Genomic DNA, 16,564 nt, shown 5'->3' on the forward strand with positions numbered 1-16,564 from the left:
TTCATGGATCACGGTTGCTGATGAAAGACGATTGTCTTTCCGTCCGTGGCATTCAGCAGCAACTTGTCGCCTTGCGTCTGATAGGCGGCTATGCGGCTGAGCAGATCGAGATAAGCTTGTTCCTGAGCCATCAGCGCATCGGGCGAGCAGAACATCTTGGTGGAGAAGGCCTGCTCGAAGCTCAGCGTGCCGCCATCGCGCTGGTAGCCCGCACCATAACTGTTGCAACCGGCCTTGCCGCCCGACCGACCTTCGGGATCGAGTTTCAGCGTCACCACCGTTCCCGGGATCACGGGCGCGCCGGCGATCGTTTCCGCCACCCAGACTGGACCGACGATCTCCGCCTGCTCCGGCCTGTCGGCGGCGCAGGAAGCGACCAAGACGAGCAGTGGCAGGACCAGAGACGAGGGCAAGCGCATGACATACCTCACTTCCTTCATTCCGCCGCTGGCGCCTGGACCGATGCCAATTGCCGCGACACCAATTGGGCGTAAAGGCCACCGCGCGCCAGCAACGCCGCATGCGTGCCGGTTTCCATGACCCTGCCCGCTTCCAACACCACAATAATGTCGGCGTTCCGCACCGTCGAGAGGCGATGCGCGATGACGATGGTCGTTCGGTCGGCCTGCAGCAACTCGAGCGCCCGGCGCACTGCCTGTTCATTGACGGCATCGAGATGCGAGGTGGCTTCATCGAGGATGAGGACCGGCGCATCCTTGAGGAATGCCCGGGCAATGGCGACACGTTGGCGTTGACCACCTGAGAGGCTGGTGCCGCGCTCCCCTACCGGCGAGTCGAGCCCTTCCGGCAGGGCTGCGACCAGGTCGTCCAACGAGGCATGCGCAATCGCGGCCGCGAGCTGCTGCTCGGTCGCCGAGGGACGAGCGATCAGCACATTGTTGCGAAGGCTGTCATTAAAGAGGTAGGTGTCCTGCGCGACCAGCGCGATCTGCCTGCGCAGATCGTCGAGTCTGTAGTCGCGCAGGTCGACACCCTGCAACAGAATGCGGCCCCGGTCAGGGTCCCAGAACCGCATCAGCAATTGCGCCGTCGTGGTCTTTCCGGCACCTGAGGTCCCGACCAGCGCCGCGGTCCGGCCAGCCGGAATCTCAACGCTGATGCCGCGCAAAGCTTCGCGCGACTGGCCCGGATACGTAAAGACAACGTCCTCAAGCACGAGGCCGGCACCACGATCGATTGCTGCCGGAGCCGCGCCACGCCCATCGGTGACCGGCACGGGTTCGTTCATCAAGCCGTAAATGCGACGCGTGGCCCCCATCGTGTCGGCAAGTTGCCGACCGATCTGTGCAATCTCGGAGACCGGCAGAAAAGCCGCCATCGCCAACAATGAAAAGAGCGGCAGGGCGGCAACGTCCACCTGCCCCTGCTGTGCCAGAAGGCCACCGACCACGATGATGGCAAGACCGCCCAACCCGGTCAGGACCTCAAGCAACGACTGCTGGGAAGTCAGGTCCTGGAAGAAGGGCAGCCGGAGCCGGGTATACCGGTCGGAGAGCATGTCGAGGTGGCGTCCACGCGCATTCTCCTGTTGAAACGCGACGATCTCCGCGAGCCCCTGCACGGAATCAACTGCGAAGGCACCGAGTTCGCCGGCGGCTTCACGGGCCTCCGAGGCGAGCCGATCGGATCGGCTTCGCAACAGGAACGGGCACAAGGCAACGGCTGCCAGGAACGGCAACAACGCCGCCGCCAACCACGGACTAGCAGAACCCAACACCACCAACACCGCCGCCGGCACCAGCAGGGCGACGAAGGCCGGCGCCACGGTATGGGCGAAAAAGTACTCAATGAGTTCTATATCGTTGGTGACGAGCGCCATGAGGTCACCTGTGCGGCGGCGTACCAGATAGGCCGGAGCCAGCGCATCCAGTTTGCGGAAAATGTCGAGCCGCATCTTGGCCAGCAATCTGAACGCCATGTCATGGGCAACCCAGGACTCCAGCCAATGCAACACGCCGGACAATGGTGCGAGAATTGCGAGGGCCCATAGCCAGCCGCTGTAATCCGCCCCGTTCTTGAGATCTGCGACGGCCAGCGCACTCAACACGCCGATTCCGATGAATGCCAGCACGCGCAGCACACCGAACAGGAAGGTGAGAGTCAGACGACCTTTCCAAGGCAGGATAACGCGCATCAGATTGACCACCACCTGATACCAGCCAAGGCCGTCGGCTTTGAGGATGCCTTCCGTCACGGACTTGGCGATGGCGCCTTCCGACATAGCCTCGACCGGGCGAGACGCCGGGAGCAGGTCGTGCTGCACGCCGCCGGATTCCCGCACCTGCTCTGCCATCAGGGTGGCGTAGATGCCGCTCCGGCGCAGCAATTCGTCATGCGTACCGCTCTCGGCCACTCGACCCTGCTCCAGGACCAGGATGCGGTCGCAGCCGATGATGCTGGAGAGCCTGTGTGCGAGGATGAGCGTGGTGCGGCCCTGCATCAGCCGGTCGAGTGCCGCCTGGATCGTCGCCTCATTCTCTGCATCGACCGCGGAGAGGGCTTCATCGAGTACCAGAATCGGCGCATCGCGCAGCAACGCGCGGGCGATAGCGACGCGTTGGCGCTGGCCACCGGACAGCTTGATGCCCTTCTCGCCGATAATCGTGTCATATCCCTGCGGCAGCGACTGGATGAAATCATGGATGTTGGCGGCGCGCGCCGCATCCGCGATATCGGCGCCCGTCGCATCCGGCCGGCCCATGCGGATATTGTCCTCGACCGTGCCATGGAACAGGAACGTGTCCTGGTTGACGACGGCGATCATGCTGCGGATCTGCTCGAAGGAGAGATCCCGCAGGTCGCGGCCGCCGATCTTGATGCAACCCTGCTCCGGGTCATAGAAACGCAGCAACAATCGCACAATCGACGATTTGCCACCCCCTGAACTCCCCACCAGCCCGATGCGCTCACCAGCTGCGACCTCGAAATCGAGATCCTGATGAACCATCCGGCGCGTACCGGGATATTTGAAGGCGACGCTCTCAAAGCGCAGGTTGGGCTCCAGGGGGCGCGCAAGATCGCGCCGTGCCGCGTCCTCCACGTCCGGTTTGCCGTCGAGGATCTTGTAGATGCCCTGGGCAGCCGACATCCCGACCATGCCCTGATGCAGGACTGAGCGCAGGTCGCGCATTGGGCGAAAGATCTCGACGCCCAGCATCAGGATGACGAGCAGCGCGGTGAGCGACATGACGCCCGCATCGACCCGGTAGGCGCCCAGTGCCAATGCTGCGGCTGCGCCGCAGGCAATGGCGCTGTCGGTGATGCCGCGCGAGAGCACGTTGGTTGCCAGCACCCACATGGTGCGGCGGAACAGGGTATCGGCCTCGATCTCCAACCTGTCAGCGCGCGCCTTGCTTTGCCCGAAGGCCTTCAAGGTGGCGAGTCCCTGGATGGAATCGAGGAATTCGGCGGCGAATGATTCATAGGAGTCCTGCCGCTCTGCTGAACGGCGCATATCGAATTTGTGCCACAATCCGGGAGCAAACAAGGCAATGAGAGCGAAAGCGAGGAGCACCAGCGCCACCGGCAGATCGATGAAGGCGATGGCGGCGAAAACCAGGATCGGCGTCAACAGGGCTGTGAGGAACTGCGGCAGAAACTGGCCGAAGTAGATTTCCAGCTGTTCGACGCCATCGATGAGCGAAAGCGTGAGGGCACCCGAACGTTGCCGCGCGACCGTGCCGGGCCCGAGCGCTGCGATACGGTCATAAAGTGCGCGGCGCAGTTTCTTCTGCACGCGACCGGCCGTCTCATGCGCCACCATGATGCGCAGATAGTCGAAAACACCGCGCAGCGCCATGACACCCGCGATGGCGAGAATCGGGTTGGCGAGCGCCTCGATCGATTGGCCGGCAAAGATGGCGCCAATCAGCCAACCGAGAAGGGCCAGGCGCAGGACACCCAAGCCGACTGCGACGAGGCCGATCAGTGTCGCCCAGGCGATGCGACCACGGACGCCGTCGGTGAAAATCCAGAGCCGCTTTTCGATATGCATGACCGATTCCGTTCCCTACACCTGCTTCGCTTCGGCCCAAACTACGCCGAACATTTGCGTTCGACATTCGACAAATTGGAGCATCGGCTGTACATTTATGAACAGAATGGACCTGGGGAAAAGGCAGATGATCGACGATTGGAACGACCTCAAAGTGTTCCTGACCTTGGCCGAGGAGGGGCAGCTCACGGCAGCCGCCAAGCGCCTTCATGTCAGTCACCCAACGATCGCGCGCCGCATCAAGGCGCTGGAAACGTCAATCGGGGCACGGCTGTTCGACCGCCTGCCAGACCGCTTCGTGCTCACCCCTGCCGGCGAGGAATTGCTGGCCGATACCAGGAAGATGCAACAGGCCGCCGAATCCATCGATCGCCGCAGCGCGGGCCTGATCGACATGGCGCAAGGGGTTGTGCGCCTGTCGGCCGGCGAAGCCATGACCGGCTTTATCGCCGCCCATCTGCCGCGTCTGCGCCAAGACCTCCAATGCGTCGAATTCGAGCTTTCCGCGAGCCACACCTTGGCCAATCTCTCGCGCCGCGAAGCCGATCTCCTGATCCGTGAGCAGGTGCCGGATCTGGCCAGTATCGTGACCAGGAAGCTGGGCCGCGCTGCCTACGCCATCTATGCCCAGGCGGGATCCAGAATCCGCGACCGATCACCCGCGGCGCTGCGAAGACTGACCTGGCTCGGCTTCGATGACGATCATGCCTATATGCCTGGTCAGAGCTGGACCCGGGAACTGCTGGCCGGGAAGCGTCCGGCCATCCGAGTCAATGACTGGCTGGTCATGCGCGATGCCATCGGCGCTGGCGCCGGGCTGGCCGTGTTGCCCTGCTATCTTGCCGACACAGACCACCGGTTGCAGCGCATCGGCAACATCCTGCCGGACATCGTCGCGGATCAGTGGTTGCTAGTGCATCGCGACCTCCGCACGCTCCCCCGCATCCGTGCGGTCATGGATCAGTTGGTGGCCTTGTTCCAGGAACAGAAACCAGCCCTGGCCGGGCGGACCGCAACCTCCGACCGACGTACTGCCTAGCAAAAGCACATTCCTCCGACTTCACGGTTTCCCAGGGATGGTCGGGAACAAAGCTGGCCCATCACCTGTTGAGCCAGCATACAGCCAGCAAGGAGGACAAAATGCAGTCTGCGATGGACAAGCGTCAGGACACGCTGAAGCGTGACGAGACCGGCAGCCTCATCTCTGCCGACAAGGTGCAAGGCACCGACATTTATAACCGCCGCGGCGACAATCTCGGCGAGGTCGAGAATGTGATGATCGACAAGGTATCGGGCAAGGTCGCCTACGCCGTCGTCACTTTCGGCGGATTCCTAGGCATTGGCGCAGAGCGCCGGGCGTTGCCGTGGAACGTGCTCAGCTACGATGTTGATCTCGGCGGATATATGGTGAATGCCGAGGATGATGTCCTGCGACGCACGCCGGTCTATGCCGACAGCAGCAATATCGACCCGGAATGGGGTACCCGCCTGCATGGCCATTTCGGCGTGCCACCCTATTGGCAATGAATGTGCTGAGGATAGGCCGCCCGCTGGGTCACACCCACGGCCGGTAGCGCGGCATAGAATGGCCCGCAACTTCCTGACCGGGAAATTGCGGGCCAATTCCCTCAAGACGGCGAGACGATTTGGAACGGAGGTCGGTGATGACAAAGACGATCGGCTATTTCGTTGCCACAGCGGCGGCATCCGCCTATGCGCTCTTTCTCGTCGGCATACAGTGGCCGATGTAGCAATGAAATGATGTATAGCGTGAGTCTTGGTACAGGCTACGATCCGGATCGCCGGGCAGGCGACCGCTGGTTTGCCCGCCAGATCGAAGGGCGCTATGGGCAGCTATCGCCGGATGCTCTGCCGCTCGAATGGCTGTTGCTCCTGCGCGAACTGGAGCGCGAGACGCCTAACGGCGCTTGAGAATGCCCTTGGTGGTGAAGGTCTGCATGCCGTGCTTGCGGCCCAGCCGTTTGCCTTCACCGCCACCAAGCCCCGTACCCGCAGGCTGCCAATTCGGAATGAGATGATGTTTGCCGGGACCGATGAGATCGGCCCGGCCCATGTTCTTCAACGCCTCGCGCAACAGCGGCCAGTTGTTGGCATCGTGATAGCGCAGGAACGCCTTGTGCAGGCGGCGCTGCTTCAGCCCCTTGATCGTCTCCACCTTCTCCGAGCCGCCGCGGCGCACCGGGCGCAGCGGATTGACGCCCGAATGATACATGGCGGTCGCCAGCGCCATGGGCGACGGCAGGAAGGTCTGCACCTGGTCGGCGCGGTACTTGTTCCGCTTCAGCCAGAGCGCCAGGTTCATCATGTCCTCATCCGTCGTGCCCGGATGCGCGGCGATGAAATAGGGAATGAGGAAGTATTCCTTCTTCGCTTCCTTGGCGGCCTTGTCGAACAGTTCCTTGAACTTGTCATAGGTGCCGATGCCCGGCTTCATCATCTTGGAGAGCGGGCCCTCCTCGGTATGCTCTGGCGCGATCTTCAGATAGCCGCCGACATGGTGGGCGACCAGTTCCTTGATATAGGCCGGGCTTTTGACCGCGAGATCGTAGCGAACGCCGGAGGCCACCATCACCTTCTTGATGCCCGGCAGCTCGCGCGACTTCTTATAGAGCTGGATGAGCGACTCATGGCTGGTGTTGAGGTTCGGACAAACGTCCGGAAAGACGCAGGACGGCAGACGGCAGAGTGATTCCGTCTTCTTGTCCTTGCAGGCCATGCGATACATGTTCGCGGTCGGACCGCCGATATCCGAGATGATCCCAGTGAAGCCCTTGGTCTTGTCGCGGATGTTCTCGATTTCCTTCAGGACCGATTCTTCCGACCGGTTCTGAATGATGCGGCCTTCGTGCTCGGTGATCGAGCAGAAGGAACAGCCGCCGAAGCAGCCGCGCATGATGGTGACCGAGAAGCGGATCATGTCCCAGGCGGCGATCTTGGCATCGCCATAGGCGGGATGCGGTGCGCGCGCATAGGGCAGTTCAAAGACCGCATCCATTTCCGGCGTGGTGAGCGGAATGGGCGGCGGCGTCAGTCAGAGTTCGCGATTGCCGTGACGCTGCACCAGCGCGCGGGCATTGCCCGGATTGCTTTCCCGGTGCAGCACGCGGGACGCGCGGGCATAGCTTTCCGGATCCTTCTCGACCTGCTCGAAGGACGGCAGGCGCACGACGGTGTCGACGCCCAACTGACGGGCACCCTCATCGGCGATGTCGATGTCATTGGCTGGCGCTTCCGTCCAACCTTCCGGCACCCGGTCCCGCATGATGGCCACACCACGGATGTCGTCGAGATCGCCGGGCTTGTCGCCCTTGGCGATGCGATGGGTGACTTCGACCACGGCGCGTTCGGCATTGCCGTAGAGCAGGATGTCGCCCTTGGCGTCGACCAGGATCGAGCGGCGCACCTTGTCCGACCAGTAGTCGTAATGGGCGATGCGGCGCAGCGAGCTTTCGATGCCACCCAGCACGATCGGCACGTCCTTGTAGGCTTCGCGGCAACGATGCGCGTAGACGATGACGGCGCGGTCCGGCCGCTTGCCGCCTTCATCATTGGGCGTGTAGCTGTCGTTGTGGCGCAGACGCCGGTCGGCGGTGTAGCGGTTGACTATGGAATCCATGTTGCCGCCGGTGACGCCGAAATAGAGATTGGGCTTGCCCAGCGCCTTGAACGGCTCGGCACTCTGCCAATCCGGCTGCGCGATGATGCCGACGCGAAAACCCTGGGCCTCAAGCAGGCGGCCGATGACCGCCATGCCAAAGCTCGGATGATCGATATAGGCATCGCCGGTCACCAGGATGACGTCGCAGGAATCCCAGCCAAGCTCATCCATCTCGGCGCGGGTCATCGGCAGGAACGGCGCTTTCCCGAAACGGTGCGCCCAGAACTTGCGATGAGAGAAAAGCTGCTTCGCGGTTTCCATGTCCCTGCACCAAAACTCAAACTATAGAAGCAACGCGGATCGGGGCGGCGCCGCGTGTCGGCACCGTCTACCCATTGTCGTCGCCCGTAATTTCGGCCCGCGGCCAGTCTCGATCCACCCAGTGGACCTGTACCCAGTTGGCCACCGCGCCCGAAGGCACGGCCAGCATCAGTCGAGTGGCGCGCTGAATAGCATCTAAACCACTGAAAAGTCAATGTTTTGATAGGCACCGCAAGACCCCGCTTGATCATGCTGGAGCAAACGGGATCAATGGCTTAGGCCCGCATGGGCGCATGCCCTGACGAATTGGAGGGGCATAAACTTGGGGGGGAAATGTCATGACCGATCCGCACAGCGCGCCGGGCGCCGGATTGCTCGATCGTGAGCAAAGCTGCCTGGTGGTGATCGACGTCCAGCAGTACTTTCTCGACAAGCTGCCGCTGGATTGGCGCGACCCGCTGGTGGCGCGAATTGCCTGGCTGATGCGGGTCGCGCGCATCCTCGACATTCCGATCATTGCCACCGCAGAGGACATCGCCCAGGACGGCCCGCTGGTAGCGCCGTTGATGGCGGAGCTGAGGGCGGGCGCGCAGGTGTTCGACAAGAAGGTCTTCGGTCTCCACGACCAGCCGGACATCCGCGCAGCGGTGACCGCGATCGGCAAGCGCGACTTCGTGCTGGTCGGCCTGGAAACAGATGTCTGCATCGCGCACTCGGCGTTGGGGCTGCAGGGTGCGGGATACCGTGTCGCGGTGATCGACGACGCCACCGCCTCGCCACCACCGCATCATGAAATCGGACTTGCCCGCATGGGTGCCGCCGGCATCATCCGGACATCGGTGAAGGGGATCTATTACGAATGGGTGCGGGATCTGGACATGAATGCCAAGGTCAAAGAGCAGTTGAACCGGCCGCTGCCGGCGGGATTGACGCTTTGATCGAACCGCAAGCTCAGGTCCCAGCGATAGCGGCCCTTCCACAAGATGCCGGTACGGGGCGCCAGAATCTCACTCTGCCCCTGATTCTTCGCTGCGGATGCAGGGTGGCATGGCACGGCGCCTGACGATGCCCATGCCATTTCTTTGACTCTCGCCGAGCTGGCATCCGACAGGACTGGATCGATTGTCATCGAGACCAGCGGCCAGAAATTGTGGCTTGAGATCAATGGCTACGAGGAGGTCTTGCTACGCGGGGTCGCACCCGACGATACACAATCCGAGCATTTCGACGTTTTGGGCATGGATTACATCAAGTTCCTAAATTGCACCGTCCTCTACTACGCAGCAGACGATGTCCATCTGGTCCTTGGTCCGGAGGCTTTTCCGGCTATCAAGAAATTTCAGGGCGCACTCAGCCTCTCGGCTTATCGATCAGGAATTGACCGATAAGCCGGCGCGTTGATACTGGATTCGGTCCACGACGCCACAGCCGCTTTCTGGATGCTTGCAATGCACCGTCAATTCAGCGAATCCACCGCCGCCACGGAGAGAACGTCCAGGATGATATTGGTAGCCTTCTGGACAAGCATGAGCTTGTCGTCGGCGATGACATAGCGATAGCGCGGATCAAGCGGCGGCAGTTACGACAGGAGATCCGGCGGCAGGTCGCGCTTTTCCAGCCCTGGCGGCAGATGGCCATTGCGGGCCAGTTGCTTGGCAAGACCAGGCGGCAGTTCGCCCCGCTTGGCGAGACCCCGCGGCAGCCCCTTTACGTCCTTGCCATTCTTGCCATTCTTCTTGGCCTTGTTCTTCGTGCCACCGTTCTCACGTTCCCAGTCGTCATGGTGGCGCTGGTAATAATCCTGCAGGATTTGCCGCTCGACCTCACCGATGAGGATATCGCCGACGCTTGGATCAGCACTTGCCTGCGGATTGGCACCAGGTTCCGGGGCTGACTCGGCGAGTGTGCCACCAATTGACATGACCGTCACGGCAGCAGCGGCCAGGATCATGAAATTCAATTTCATGGAACATGCCTAATCCGCAATACACCTTAACGTCGCTGCCAGCCTGTCCAGCAATCCAGGACCAGCTCAGTCAAAGGTGCTGAACAAGACTTGAGCCTCCCGGCGCTTACGCTCCGAAGGATGCTGGTCAATCGTTAAATCCAAAACATCGCCGTTTGCGGAAGGACCTTGGGAGGGAGTACCATCGGTGACCACGAAAACCACAACATGGCGGCGTGCGGCAGGGGATTTGGATGATAGCGGTGAGGCAAAGTTGCGACTCCAGCCGCCATCGGAAGAACCAAGATCCCTATCCTTGCTGCTAGCGCTCGTACCATCGGGCGAGCTAACACGACTCTGTGCGGATACCATATGAGTATTTGCCAACAGGATCACCGCGAAGGCGACGAATCCGCCCGCTAAAACTTCAAAACGCATCTTCATGATACCATCCTCTCAAAGAACAGGGGTTCTCGCAGCAATAGGACGAGGCGAGATTAACACGGGTTGCAAAGAAAAAACAAACCGACATCCTCCAAATGACCCCCGATTTCCGGCAAAAATGTAGCCATTTCGGTCGCCCCTGACAGATCTGGGCGTGTTGCGGGATGGTATTCGCCTGCATTTGTCGGGAACCATCGCGAACACGGCCGCCCCAACCCGTTGATGGCGGTGATTTTGGCTCGCAAGGCGCAGTTCTCCCCGTTGTCTGTCTGCGGTATTGAACGGCTCCGGGTTTGCCGGAGGCTCCAACTTCTGAGAGAGTGGAGCCATGACAAGCAAGACAACGAACAAGTTTTCCCTAGAAGTTCACACCCGGCATTCGAGCGAACGCAGCATCCACTATCCAGCTTTCCGGCATCGCGACAAGGTGCAATGCAGGCAAGCACCGCCGCCTCTGGATGGGGCCGGTTAATTCAGTTCTATGCCAGCCACGATCATTGAAATCCGCGTCCCATCTTCCGAGAGCGGCAGCAGAGCGGCCTCGAAGCTCAGTTTCCGTTCATCAGCCCAATGATCGCGGCACAGGAGCAGCGGCTGGCGCAAAGTGATCAGCGCGTTATAGGAGACCAGCACCCGTTTCAATTGGCCTGGGTTGGACCCATCCACCAGCCAGAGCCGCATCGGGTGCGATTCTGGCAGGCCAGGAATAGCCTCGGAAAAACGCTACGGATCAGGAACGTCGAGTCCCATGTGACTGGGGATCGAGTTTAAGGCCGCGCTTTGTTCTCAGGAAAAATGGCGCACCCAGAAGGACTCGAACCTCCAACCTTCTGATTCGTAGTCAGATGCTCTATCCAATTGAGCTATGGGTGCGTCGGTTCGTGGTGGGTGATTGCCGAATATCGTAGCAATCAGCCGAGTTGGATGTCTCGGCCCCCGAACGGTGGCGGAAACTAGCCAAAGCCGGGGGGCATTGCAAGCTCTTTGGCAGGCCCGGCTTAACGTTTTCCGGCGAAGCGTTAGAAGATTGTAATTAATCGGAAAAAGACGTTCCGCGCCAGCGTCGGGGCGCTTTTGCCGCAGCCGCAGCTGCGCCGGCGGGTGTGGTTGGCGCCGGACGGAATCGGTTGATTGTGACCACTCGACTGTGGCCACACTGCCACCCCTGTGACCGCCACAGCACGCCAAGGCGCCCAAGACCCGGTTTGGCCTGTTGATTCTTGTCCTGAAAGCTGCGAAGAAATGTTTTCGGGTAATGGTTTGAGCAATGCGAAGTGGGTAGGGGCTTTGCGGTTGTTCGCTGTATTTCGGGGTTCGGCAAACATGAAGAAACAGTTCTGGCTCGCGGCCGTCGCCGCCGCACCGCTTATCTTGGGCGGTTGCGAGTTCTTCAATAACGCAATTCGGCCGTCGGTCTCCGGCGCGCCGGTCGGCGCCAATGTCGCGAGCAGCGCCCAGGTGCCGCCGGGCCAGCCCACGGGCACCTTGGTCGGCACCAAGGTCATCGAAGTCAGGAGCGACCTCAACCGCCTGCAACAGGCGGTGCAGCAGCAGGCCCTGAAGCACCAGGAACTGCGCAGCAGCGCCGAGCGCAATGCCGCCGGTTACCAGACCACGGTCGGCGCCATCAATGGCAAGCTGCAAATGGGCACCACGCCCGGCAACCCGGCCGTGACCGGCGCCTGGCAGCAAGCCCAGGGCCAGCTCGATCAGATCGGCTCCGATCTTGACCAGATGAACCGCCTGTCCAACGACGTCTCCAACAACGCCGCCTTCTCCAGCTATCTGCTGGATTCGATCCGTGCCGCCTATACCGTATCGGGCGCCGTCGATGAGGATCACCGCCAGCTGCGCATCCTCGAGGACCAGACCAACCAGACCACCGTCTCGATCGACCGCCTGCTCAACCAGCTGTCGGAAGACATGTCGCGCCAGACCAACTTCCTGGCGACCGAGCGCAGCAATCTCACCACGCTGGCAGCCGGCGTGAACAGCGGCCAGGTCTATGGCACCACGCTCGCCGCCCGCTCCTACGCCCCGCCGGCGCAGCCTGCCCTGCCGCCGATGGCCGGCATGAGCACGGGCCGCCCGCTGGTCGTGATCCGCTTCGACCGCAATAACGTGAATTACGAGCAGGCGCTCTATCAGGCAACCTCGAAGGCCCTGGAACTGCGCCCGAACGCGGCCTTTGACGTGGTCGGTGTCGCCCCCGCTATGGGCCAGCCGGCGCAGGTCGCCCTCAACAGCGACATTGCCCGCACCAACGCCAACCGCGTTTCGCGCTCGCTCCTCAACATGGGCCTGCCGCCCGACCGTGTCGGCATCGCCCAGGTGACTGACCCGAACGCACAAGTGAACGAAGTCCACGTCTACGTTCGGTAAGTGCCTCTAAGCCTTTAGTCCTCTACACAACCGCAAACCTTGGCCACAAACCGGAACCGGCGCCCAGAAATGGGCGCCGTTTTCATTTGGGGTCGATCCGCTCCCTGTTCCCCTGCGTAACCAATCGTGGCAGCATGAAATATGCTGCCCTTGCAGCTGCGGGAGGCCATGGCCATGCGTATCGCATTCCTCGCTTTCGTCGTGAGCATCTTGATGGGCATCGGGACAGCCGCGGCGGACCCGACCAGCGCCGGTGACAAGGCGGCCTTCCAGGAGGTCATCAGCGCCCAGATATCGGCCTTCCAGGCGGATGATGCGGCAGGCGCCTTTACCTTCGCCTCGCCGGACCTGCAGGCGAAATTCGGCTCGGCGGCCACGTTCCTGGAAATGGTCAGGACCGGCTATGAGCCCGTCTATCGGCCCAAGGCGGTGGAATTCCGCGAGATCGTCGAACACGACTATGGACCGGAGCAGCAGGTCTTTGTGATCGGCCCGGATGGCAGGGGCTATATCGCGCACTATATGATGGAAAAGCAGCCCGATGGATCCTGGCGCATCAGCGGCTGCTATCTGGAGAGAGCCGGGGATGAAAGTGTCTGATGCGCATCTTCCTGTGGACCCTCGCGGCACTGTTCCTCGTACCCCTCGCCTTCAGCATCGCCCGCGGCATGGCCTATGAGGGGTCTTGGCGCGACGCGCCGCGACATTCGGCCGGCCTCGCCCCAGATCCCGCCACGACCCCGGACGCCATCGTGCAGATCTACACCGCGCGTGCCTTCAGCTGGCGCGGCTATGTGGCAACCCATCCCTGGATCATCGTCAAGCGCGAGGGCGCCCTGAAATTCGACCGGTACGAAGTCGTCGGCTGGGGTGGCGGGCCATCGCTGAAGAAGAACTACGCGCTGCCCGATGGCTATTGGTTCGGCGCCCTGCCCAGCATCATGGCGGAGTATCGCGGCCCCGGGACCGAAAAGTTGATCGACCGTATCGAGGCGGCGATCGAGAGCTATCCGTTCAAGGACCAGTATCGCAGTTGGCCCGGCCCCAACAGCAACACGTTCCTGGCGCATGTCGCCCGCGAAGTGCCGGAATTGCGGCTCGACATTCCCGCCAATGCCATCGGCAAAGATTACCGCAGCTGGGATGCGCCGGTGGCTATGGCACCGAGCGGCACCGGCGTACAACTGTCGCTCCTCGGCGTGGCTGGCCTCACCATGGGGATCGAGGAAGGCGTCGAAGTCAACGTGCTGGGCCTCAATCTCGGCCTGGACATTCTGCGCCCCGCCCTGCGTGTGCCGGGCTTGGGCAGGATCGGTTTTCCAGAAGATGTCTCGCGCGCGGCGCCCGTGGTGGCCGATTAGCGCTTTGATGTCGTCACGAGAAATCCCAGTTCCGCGCGCTTGGCCTTGGTAAGCTTGGCCGCCACCAGGCGATAGGCCGTCTCGAGATAGGCTCTGATATCCTTGTCGCTGAGCGCCTTTGCGCTTTCGAGCTGCACCCATTTGGCGCGGGCGAGATAGGGCGCCGGGATGATGCCTTTCTGCTGGCGCAGCAGGTCATAGGACATGTCGCTGCACTTGAAGCTGATCTTGGTATCGGTGTCGCCGCCCTGACCCCAATTGGAGCACACAGCGAAGATCTTGCCGCCGATCTTCCAGACCGAGGCGCCACCCCATTGCTCGACATGGGTGGTCTTGGGGAATGATTTGCAGAGCCTGTCGAATTCCGCGCGCGTCATTCGGGCTCACTTCAGATTTCTGTGCGGGCGCCCAATTCGATGATGCGGCCGACCGGGATGCGGAAGTAATCCGAGGCCGAGATTTCCGTATCCGACAGCAGGATGAACAGCCAACGGCGCCAGCCGGACATCGCCGATTTCGCCCGCGGCACGATGCGCTCTCGGCCGATGAAATAGGAGACGGCCTCAGGATCCATCACCAACCCATGCTTCGCCGCCATCTGCATGGCCGCCGGCAGGTTCGGTTCGTCGGCAAAACCATAGTGAACAATTATGCGCCAGAAGCCGCGGGTGAGCTCACGCACTTCGATGCGTTCGCTATCCGGCACAAACGGGCGCGCCTCGGTGATCAAGGTGGTCATCACCACGCGCTCGTGAAGGATGCGGTTGTGGCGCATGTTGTGGAGGAGGGCAAACGGCACGCGGTCAATCTGGGCCGTCAGGAACAGGGCCGTGCCCGGCACGCGGCTGAGATGGCGCTCGGACAGGGCGCCGAGGAATTCTTCCTCGGTCAGCGAGCCGGCGCCGTGGCGCTTGGCAAGGAGGCCGCGGCCGTCCATCCAGGTCGACAGGACGAAGATGATGATGGCGCCGATGAGCAGCGGGAACCAGCCACCGTCGAGGACCTTCAGGAGGCTGGCGCCAAGCAATGAGGCTTCCACCAGCAGGATAAAGCCGATCACCAAAGCGGTGCGCAGCAGGCTCCATTTCCACAGCGAGCGGAACACGAAGTAAGCGATGATCGTATCGATGATCATGGTGCCGGTGACGGCAATGCCGTAGGCGTTGGCGAGGCCACTTGAGGATTTGAAACCGACCACCAGCAGGATGACGCAGATCATCAGCAGCCAGTTGATCTGCGGCACATAGATCTGGCCCTGGTGATGGGCCGAGGTATGCGTGATGAGCAGGCGCGGGCAGACGCCCATGCGCATCGCCTGCCAGGACAGCGAGAACGCGCCCGAGATGACCGCCTGCGAGGCAATGATGGTGGCCGCCGTGGCCAGCCCGATGAGGGGATAAAGGAACCAGTCCGGCGCCAGCAGATAGAACGGGTTTGCGACGGCCTCAGGATGCGCCAGCACCAAGGCACCCTGGCCGAAATAGTTGAGCGTCAAACAGGGCAGCACGAAGATGAACCAGGAAGCTTGGATCGGCTTGCGGCCGAAATGGCCAAGATCGGCATAAAGCGCTTCGGCCCCGGTCACCGCCAGCAACACGGCGCCCATGACCGGAAAAGCGATGCCGATGTTATGGAACAGAAACGACAGCGCGTAATGCGGCGACAAGGCGAGGAGGATTTCCGGATGCCCGACAATCTGCATCAGGCCGAGGATACCCAGTGTCGTGAACCACAGCATCATGACCGGGCCGAAGAAGGCACCCACCAGACCGGTGCCCCGGCTCTGGATGGCAAACAAACCGATCACGATCACGATCGTGATAGCGACGATCCAGTCCTTGTCGAGATTGGGCTGTGCGATCTTGAGGCCCTCGACCGCGGACAGAATCGAAATGGCCGGCGTGATCATGCCATCGCCATAGAACAGCGCCGCGCCGACGATGCCGAGGGCCAGGAACTTCTCTCGCCGGCCAGGCTTACTCGCCGATTGGATGGCGAGACCGATGAGGGCCAAGAGACCACCCTGCCCCTGGTTGTCGGCGCGCAGGATCAGCAGCGCGTATTTGAAACTGACGATGATGGTGATCGTCCAGAAGATCAGCGACAGGATGCCGAACACATGGTCCGGATTGGCCAAGACCTCGCCAGCGCCATGGAAGGCTTCGCGGAAGGTATAAAGCGGCGAGGTGCCGATGTCGCCGAACACGACACCCAGCGCGCCGATGGCGAGCGGCGCCAGCGCGCCAGTTGGTGCGTGCCCGGTATCAGGGGACGGCATGCCGCCCTGGCTATCTTGTGTCGGCGTTGATGTGGTCACGTGGTGTTGGTGGCATCGCCGGTCCGATCTCTGGTCGACCCGCCACCAAGACGCGGCGGCTGATCTGGACTGACAATGAGAATCCATCCCCTGCTGAACTGGGCCTGTCCGACCCCCTGAAAGCGGCGCATCCTGTCATCGGCCTGCCCCTCGCGCAATA

15 protein-coding genes, 1 tRNA gene and 1 pseudogene are annotated in these 16,564 nt (G+C 61.8%); 8 read left to right on the plus strand and 9 right to left on the minus strand.

The genetic code is table 11. The features are described 5' to 3' along the window. Positions 1-8: 8 nt before the first annotated feature. Both IPK59_06955 and IPK59_06960 read right to left on the minus strand, forming a co-directional pair. The gene (locus tag IPK59_06955) at positions 9-419 is read right to left on the minus strand and encodes an META domain-containing protein (protein ID MBK8158506.1); all 411 of its coding nucleotides are present in this window, start codon (positions 417-419) and stop codon (positions 9-11) included. A 17-nt stretch (positions 420-436) separates the two neighbouring features. After that, positions 437-4,015 (minus strand): ABC transporter ATP-binding protein, encoded by a 3,579-nt coding sequence (locus IPK59_06960; protein ID MBK8158507.1) that lies wholly within the window; start codon positions 4,013-4,015, stop codon positions 437-439. 127 nt (positions 4,016-4,142) lie between these two features. On the opposite strand from IPK59_06960, the gene IPK59_06965 reads away from it, so the two are divergent. From IPK59_06965 to IPK59_06975, 3 genes are all read left to right on the plus strand, one after another. Further along, a complete protein-coding gene (locus IPK59_06965) occupies positions 4,143-5,054 on the plus strand; it encodes a LysR family transcriptional regulator (GenBank protein MBK8158508.1) in 912 nt (303 codons plus the stop codon). Between the two features lie 113 nt (positions 5,055-5,167). Further along, the gene (locus IPK59_06970) at positions 5,168-5,542 is read left to right on the plus strand and encodes a PRC-barrel domain-containing protein (GenBank protein MBK8158509.1); all 375 of its coding nucleotides are present in this window, start codon (positions 5,168-5,170) and stop codon (positions 5,540-5,542) included. A gap of 243 nt (positions 5,543-5,785) precedes the next feature. Further along, a complete protein-coding gene (locus IPK59_06975) occupies positions 5,786-5,947 on the plus strand; it encodes a hypothetical protein (GenBank protein ID MBK8158510.1) in 162 nt (53 codons plus the stop codon). Here the strand turns inward: IPK59_06975 and IPK59_06980 are convergent. Continuing rightward, positions 5,934-7,955 (minus strand): annotated as a pseudogene (locus IPK59_06980) (YgiQ family radical SAM protein). The gene IPK59_06975 and the pseudogene IPK59_06980 sit on opposite strands and share 14 nt — an antisense overlap. 338 nt (positions 7,956-8,293) lie before the next feature. Here IPK59_06980 and IPK59_06985 point away from each other — a divergent pair. Together IPK59_06985 and IPK59_06990 are read left to right on the plus strand one after the other, a co-directional pair. Continuing rightward, on the plus strand, positions 8,294-8,893 hold the full coding sequence (locus IPK59_06985; protein MBK8158511.1) for an isochorismatase family protein: 600 nt from the start codon (positions 8,294-8,296) through the stop codon (positions 8,891-8,893). Positions 8,894-9,037: 144 nt separating this feature from the next. Then, positions 9,038-9,343, plus strand: coding sequence for a hypothetical protein (locus IPK59_06990; protein MBK8158512.1), 306 nt, complete (start codon positions 9,038-9,040; stop codon positions 9,341-9,343). 191 nt (positions 9,344-9,534) lie between these two features. Here the strand turns inward: IPK59_06990 and IPK59_06995 are convergent, their stop codons facing one another. From IPK59_06995 to IPK59_07010, 4 genes are all read right to left on the minus strand, one after another. Continuing rightward, entirely contained in the window at positions 9,535-9,921 is a 387-nt protein-coding gene (locus tag IPK59_06995; protein ID MBK8158513.1) for a hypothetical protein, read from the minus strand. Positions 9,922-9,987: 66 nt separating this feature from the next. Next, a complete protein-coding gene (locus IPK59_07000; GenBank protein MBK8158514.1) occupies positions 9,988-10,344 on the minus strand; it encodes a hypothetical protein in 357 nt (118 codons plus the stop codon). A gap of 468 nt (positions 10,345-10,812) precedes the next feature. Next, entirely contained in the window at positions 10,813-11,025 is a 213-nt protein-coding gene (locus tag IPK59_07005; protein MBK8158515.1) for a hypothetical protein, read from the minus strand. 115 nt (positions 11,026-11,140) lie between these two features. Further along, positions 11,141-11,217: transfer RNA gene (locus IPK59_07010), tRNA-Arg, on the minus strand. A gap of 450 nt (positions 11,218-11,667) precedes the next feature. On the opposite strand from IPK59_07010, the gene IPK59_07015 reads away from it, so the two are divergent. The 3 genes from IPK59_07015 to IPK59_07025 all read left to right on the plus strand — a co-directional run bounded on the left by IPK59_07015 (position 11,668) and on the right by IPK59_07025 (position 14,087). Continuing rightward, on the plus strand, positions 11,668-12,726 hold the full coding sequence (locus IPK59_07015; protein ID MBK8158516.1) for a hypothetical protein: 1,059 nt from the start codon (positions 11,668-11,670) through the stop codon (positions 12,724-12,726). A gap of 213 nt (positions 12,727-12,939) precedes the next feature. After that, entirely contained in the window at positions 12,940-13,326 is a 387-nt protein-coding gene (locus IPK59_07020; protein ID MBK8158517.1) for a DUF4864 domain-containing protein, read from the plus strand. After that, a complete protein-coding gene (locus tag IPK59_07025; GenBank protein MBK8158518.1) occupies positions 13,326-14,087 on the plus strand; it encodes a DUF3750 domain-containing protein in 762 nt (253 codons plus the stop codon). Before IPK59_07020 ends, IPK59_07025 begins: the two co-directional genes overlap by 1 nt. On the opposite strand, the gene IPK59_07030 is transcribed toward IPK59_07025, so the two are convergent. Then, positions 14,084-14,464 (minus strand): MmcQ/YjbR family DNA-binding protein, encoded by a 381-nt coding sequence (locus IPK59_07030; protein ID MBK8158519.1) that lies wholly within the window; start codon positions 14,462-14,464, stop codon positions 14,084-14,086. The genes IPK59_07025 and IPK59_07030 overlap by 4 nt on opposite strands. Before the next feature lie 11 nt (positions 14,465-14,475). After that, positions 14,476-16,365 carry a potassium transporter Kup gene (locus IPK59_07035; GenBank protein MBK8158520.1) on the minus strand — a complete coding sequence of 630 codons (1,890 nt, stop codon included), beginning with the start codon at positions 16,363-16,365 and terminating at the stop codon, positions 14,476-14,478. Positions 16,366-16,564: the final 199 nt, after the last annotated feature.

The sequence above is a fragment of the Rhodospirillaceae bacterium genome, assembly GCA_016712715.1.
In the GTDB taxonomy this organism is placed as follows: domain Bacteria; phylum Pseudomonadota; class Alphaproteobacteria; order Dongiales; family Dongiaceae; genus Dongia.

What these genes read in the sequence shown, in the direction of transcription:
- IPK59_07015 (MBK8158516.1), top strand. Translation starts at nt 11,668, where the DNA reads ATGAAGAAACAGTTCTGGCTCGCGGCCGTCGCCGCCGCACCGCTTATC.
- IPK59_07030 (MBK8158519.1), bottom strand. Translation starts at nt 14,464, where the DNA reads ATGACGCGCGCGGAATTCGACAGGCTCTGCAAATCATTCCCCAAGACC.
- IPK59_06955 (MBK8158506.1), bottom strand. Translation starts at nt 419, where the DNA reads ATGCGCTTGCCCTCGTCTCTGGTCCTGCCACTGCTCGTCTTGGTCGCT.
- IPK59_06965 (MBK8158508.1), top strand. Translation starts at nt 4,143, where the DNA reads ATGATCGACGATTGGAACGACCTCAAAGTGTTCCTGACCTTGGCCGAG.
- IPK59_06970 (MBK8158509.1), top strand. Translation starts at nt 5,168, where the DNA reads ATGGACAAGCGTCAGGACACGCTGAAGCGTGACGAGACCGGCAGCCTC.
- IPK59_06995 (MBK8158513.1), bottom strand. Translation starts at nt 9,921, where the DNA reads ATGAAATTGAATTTCATGATCCTGGCCGCTGCTGCCGTGACGGTCATG.
- IPK59_06985 (MBK8158511.1), top strand. Translation starts at nt 8,294, where the DNA reads ATGACCGATCCGCACAGCGCGCCGGGCGCCGGATTGCTCGATCGTGAG.
- IPK59_07005 (MBK8158515.1), bottom strand. Translation starts at nt 11,025, where the DNA reads ATGCGGCTCTGGCTGGTGGATGGGTCCAACCCAGGCCAATTGAAACGG.
- IPK59_07025 (MBK8158518.1), top strand. Translation starts at nt 13,326, where the DNA reads ATGCGCATCTTCCTGTGGACCCTCGCGGCACTGTTCCTCGTACCCCTC.
- IPK59_07035 (MBK8158520.1), bottom strand. Translation starts at nt 16,365, where the DNA reads ATGCCGTCCCCTGATACCGGGCACGCACCAACTGGCGCGCTGGCGCCG.
- IPK59_06960 (MBK8158507.1), bottom strand. Translation starts at nt 4,015, where the DNA reads ATGCATATCGAAAAGCGGCTCTGGATTTTCACCGACGGCGTCCGTGGT.
- IPK59_07020 (MBK8158517.1), top strand. Translation starts at nt 12,940, where the DNA reads ATGGGCATCGGGACAGCCGCGGCGGACCCGACCAGCGCCGGTGACAAG.
- IPK59_07000 (MBK8158514.1), bottom strand. Translation starts at nt 10,344, where the DNA reads ATGAAGATGCGTTTTGAAGTTTTAGCGGGCGGATTCGTCGCCTTCGCG.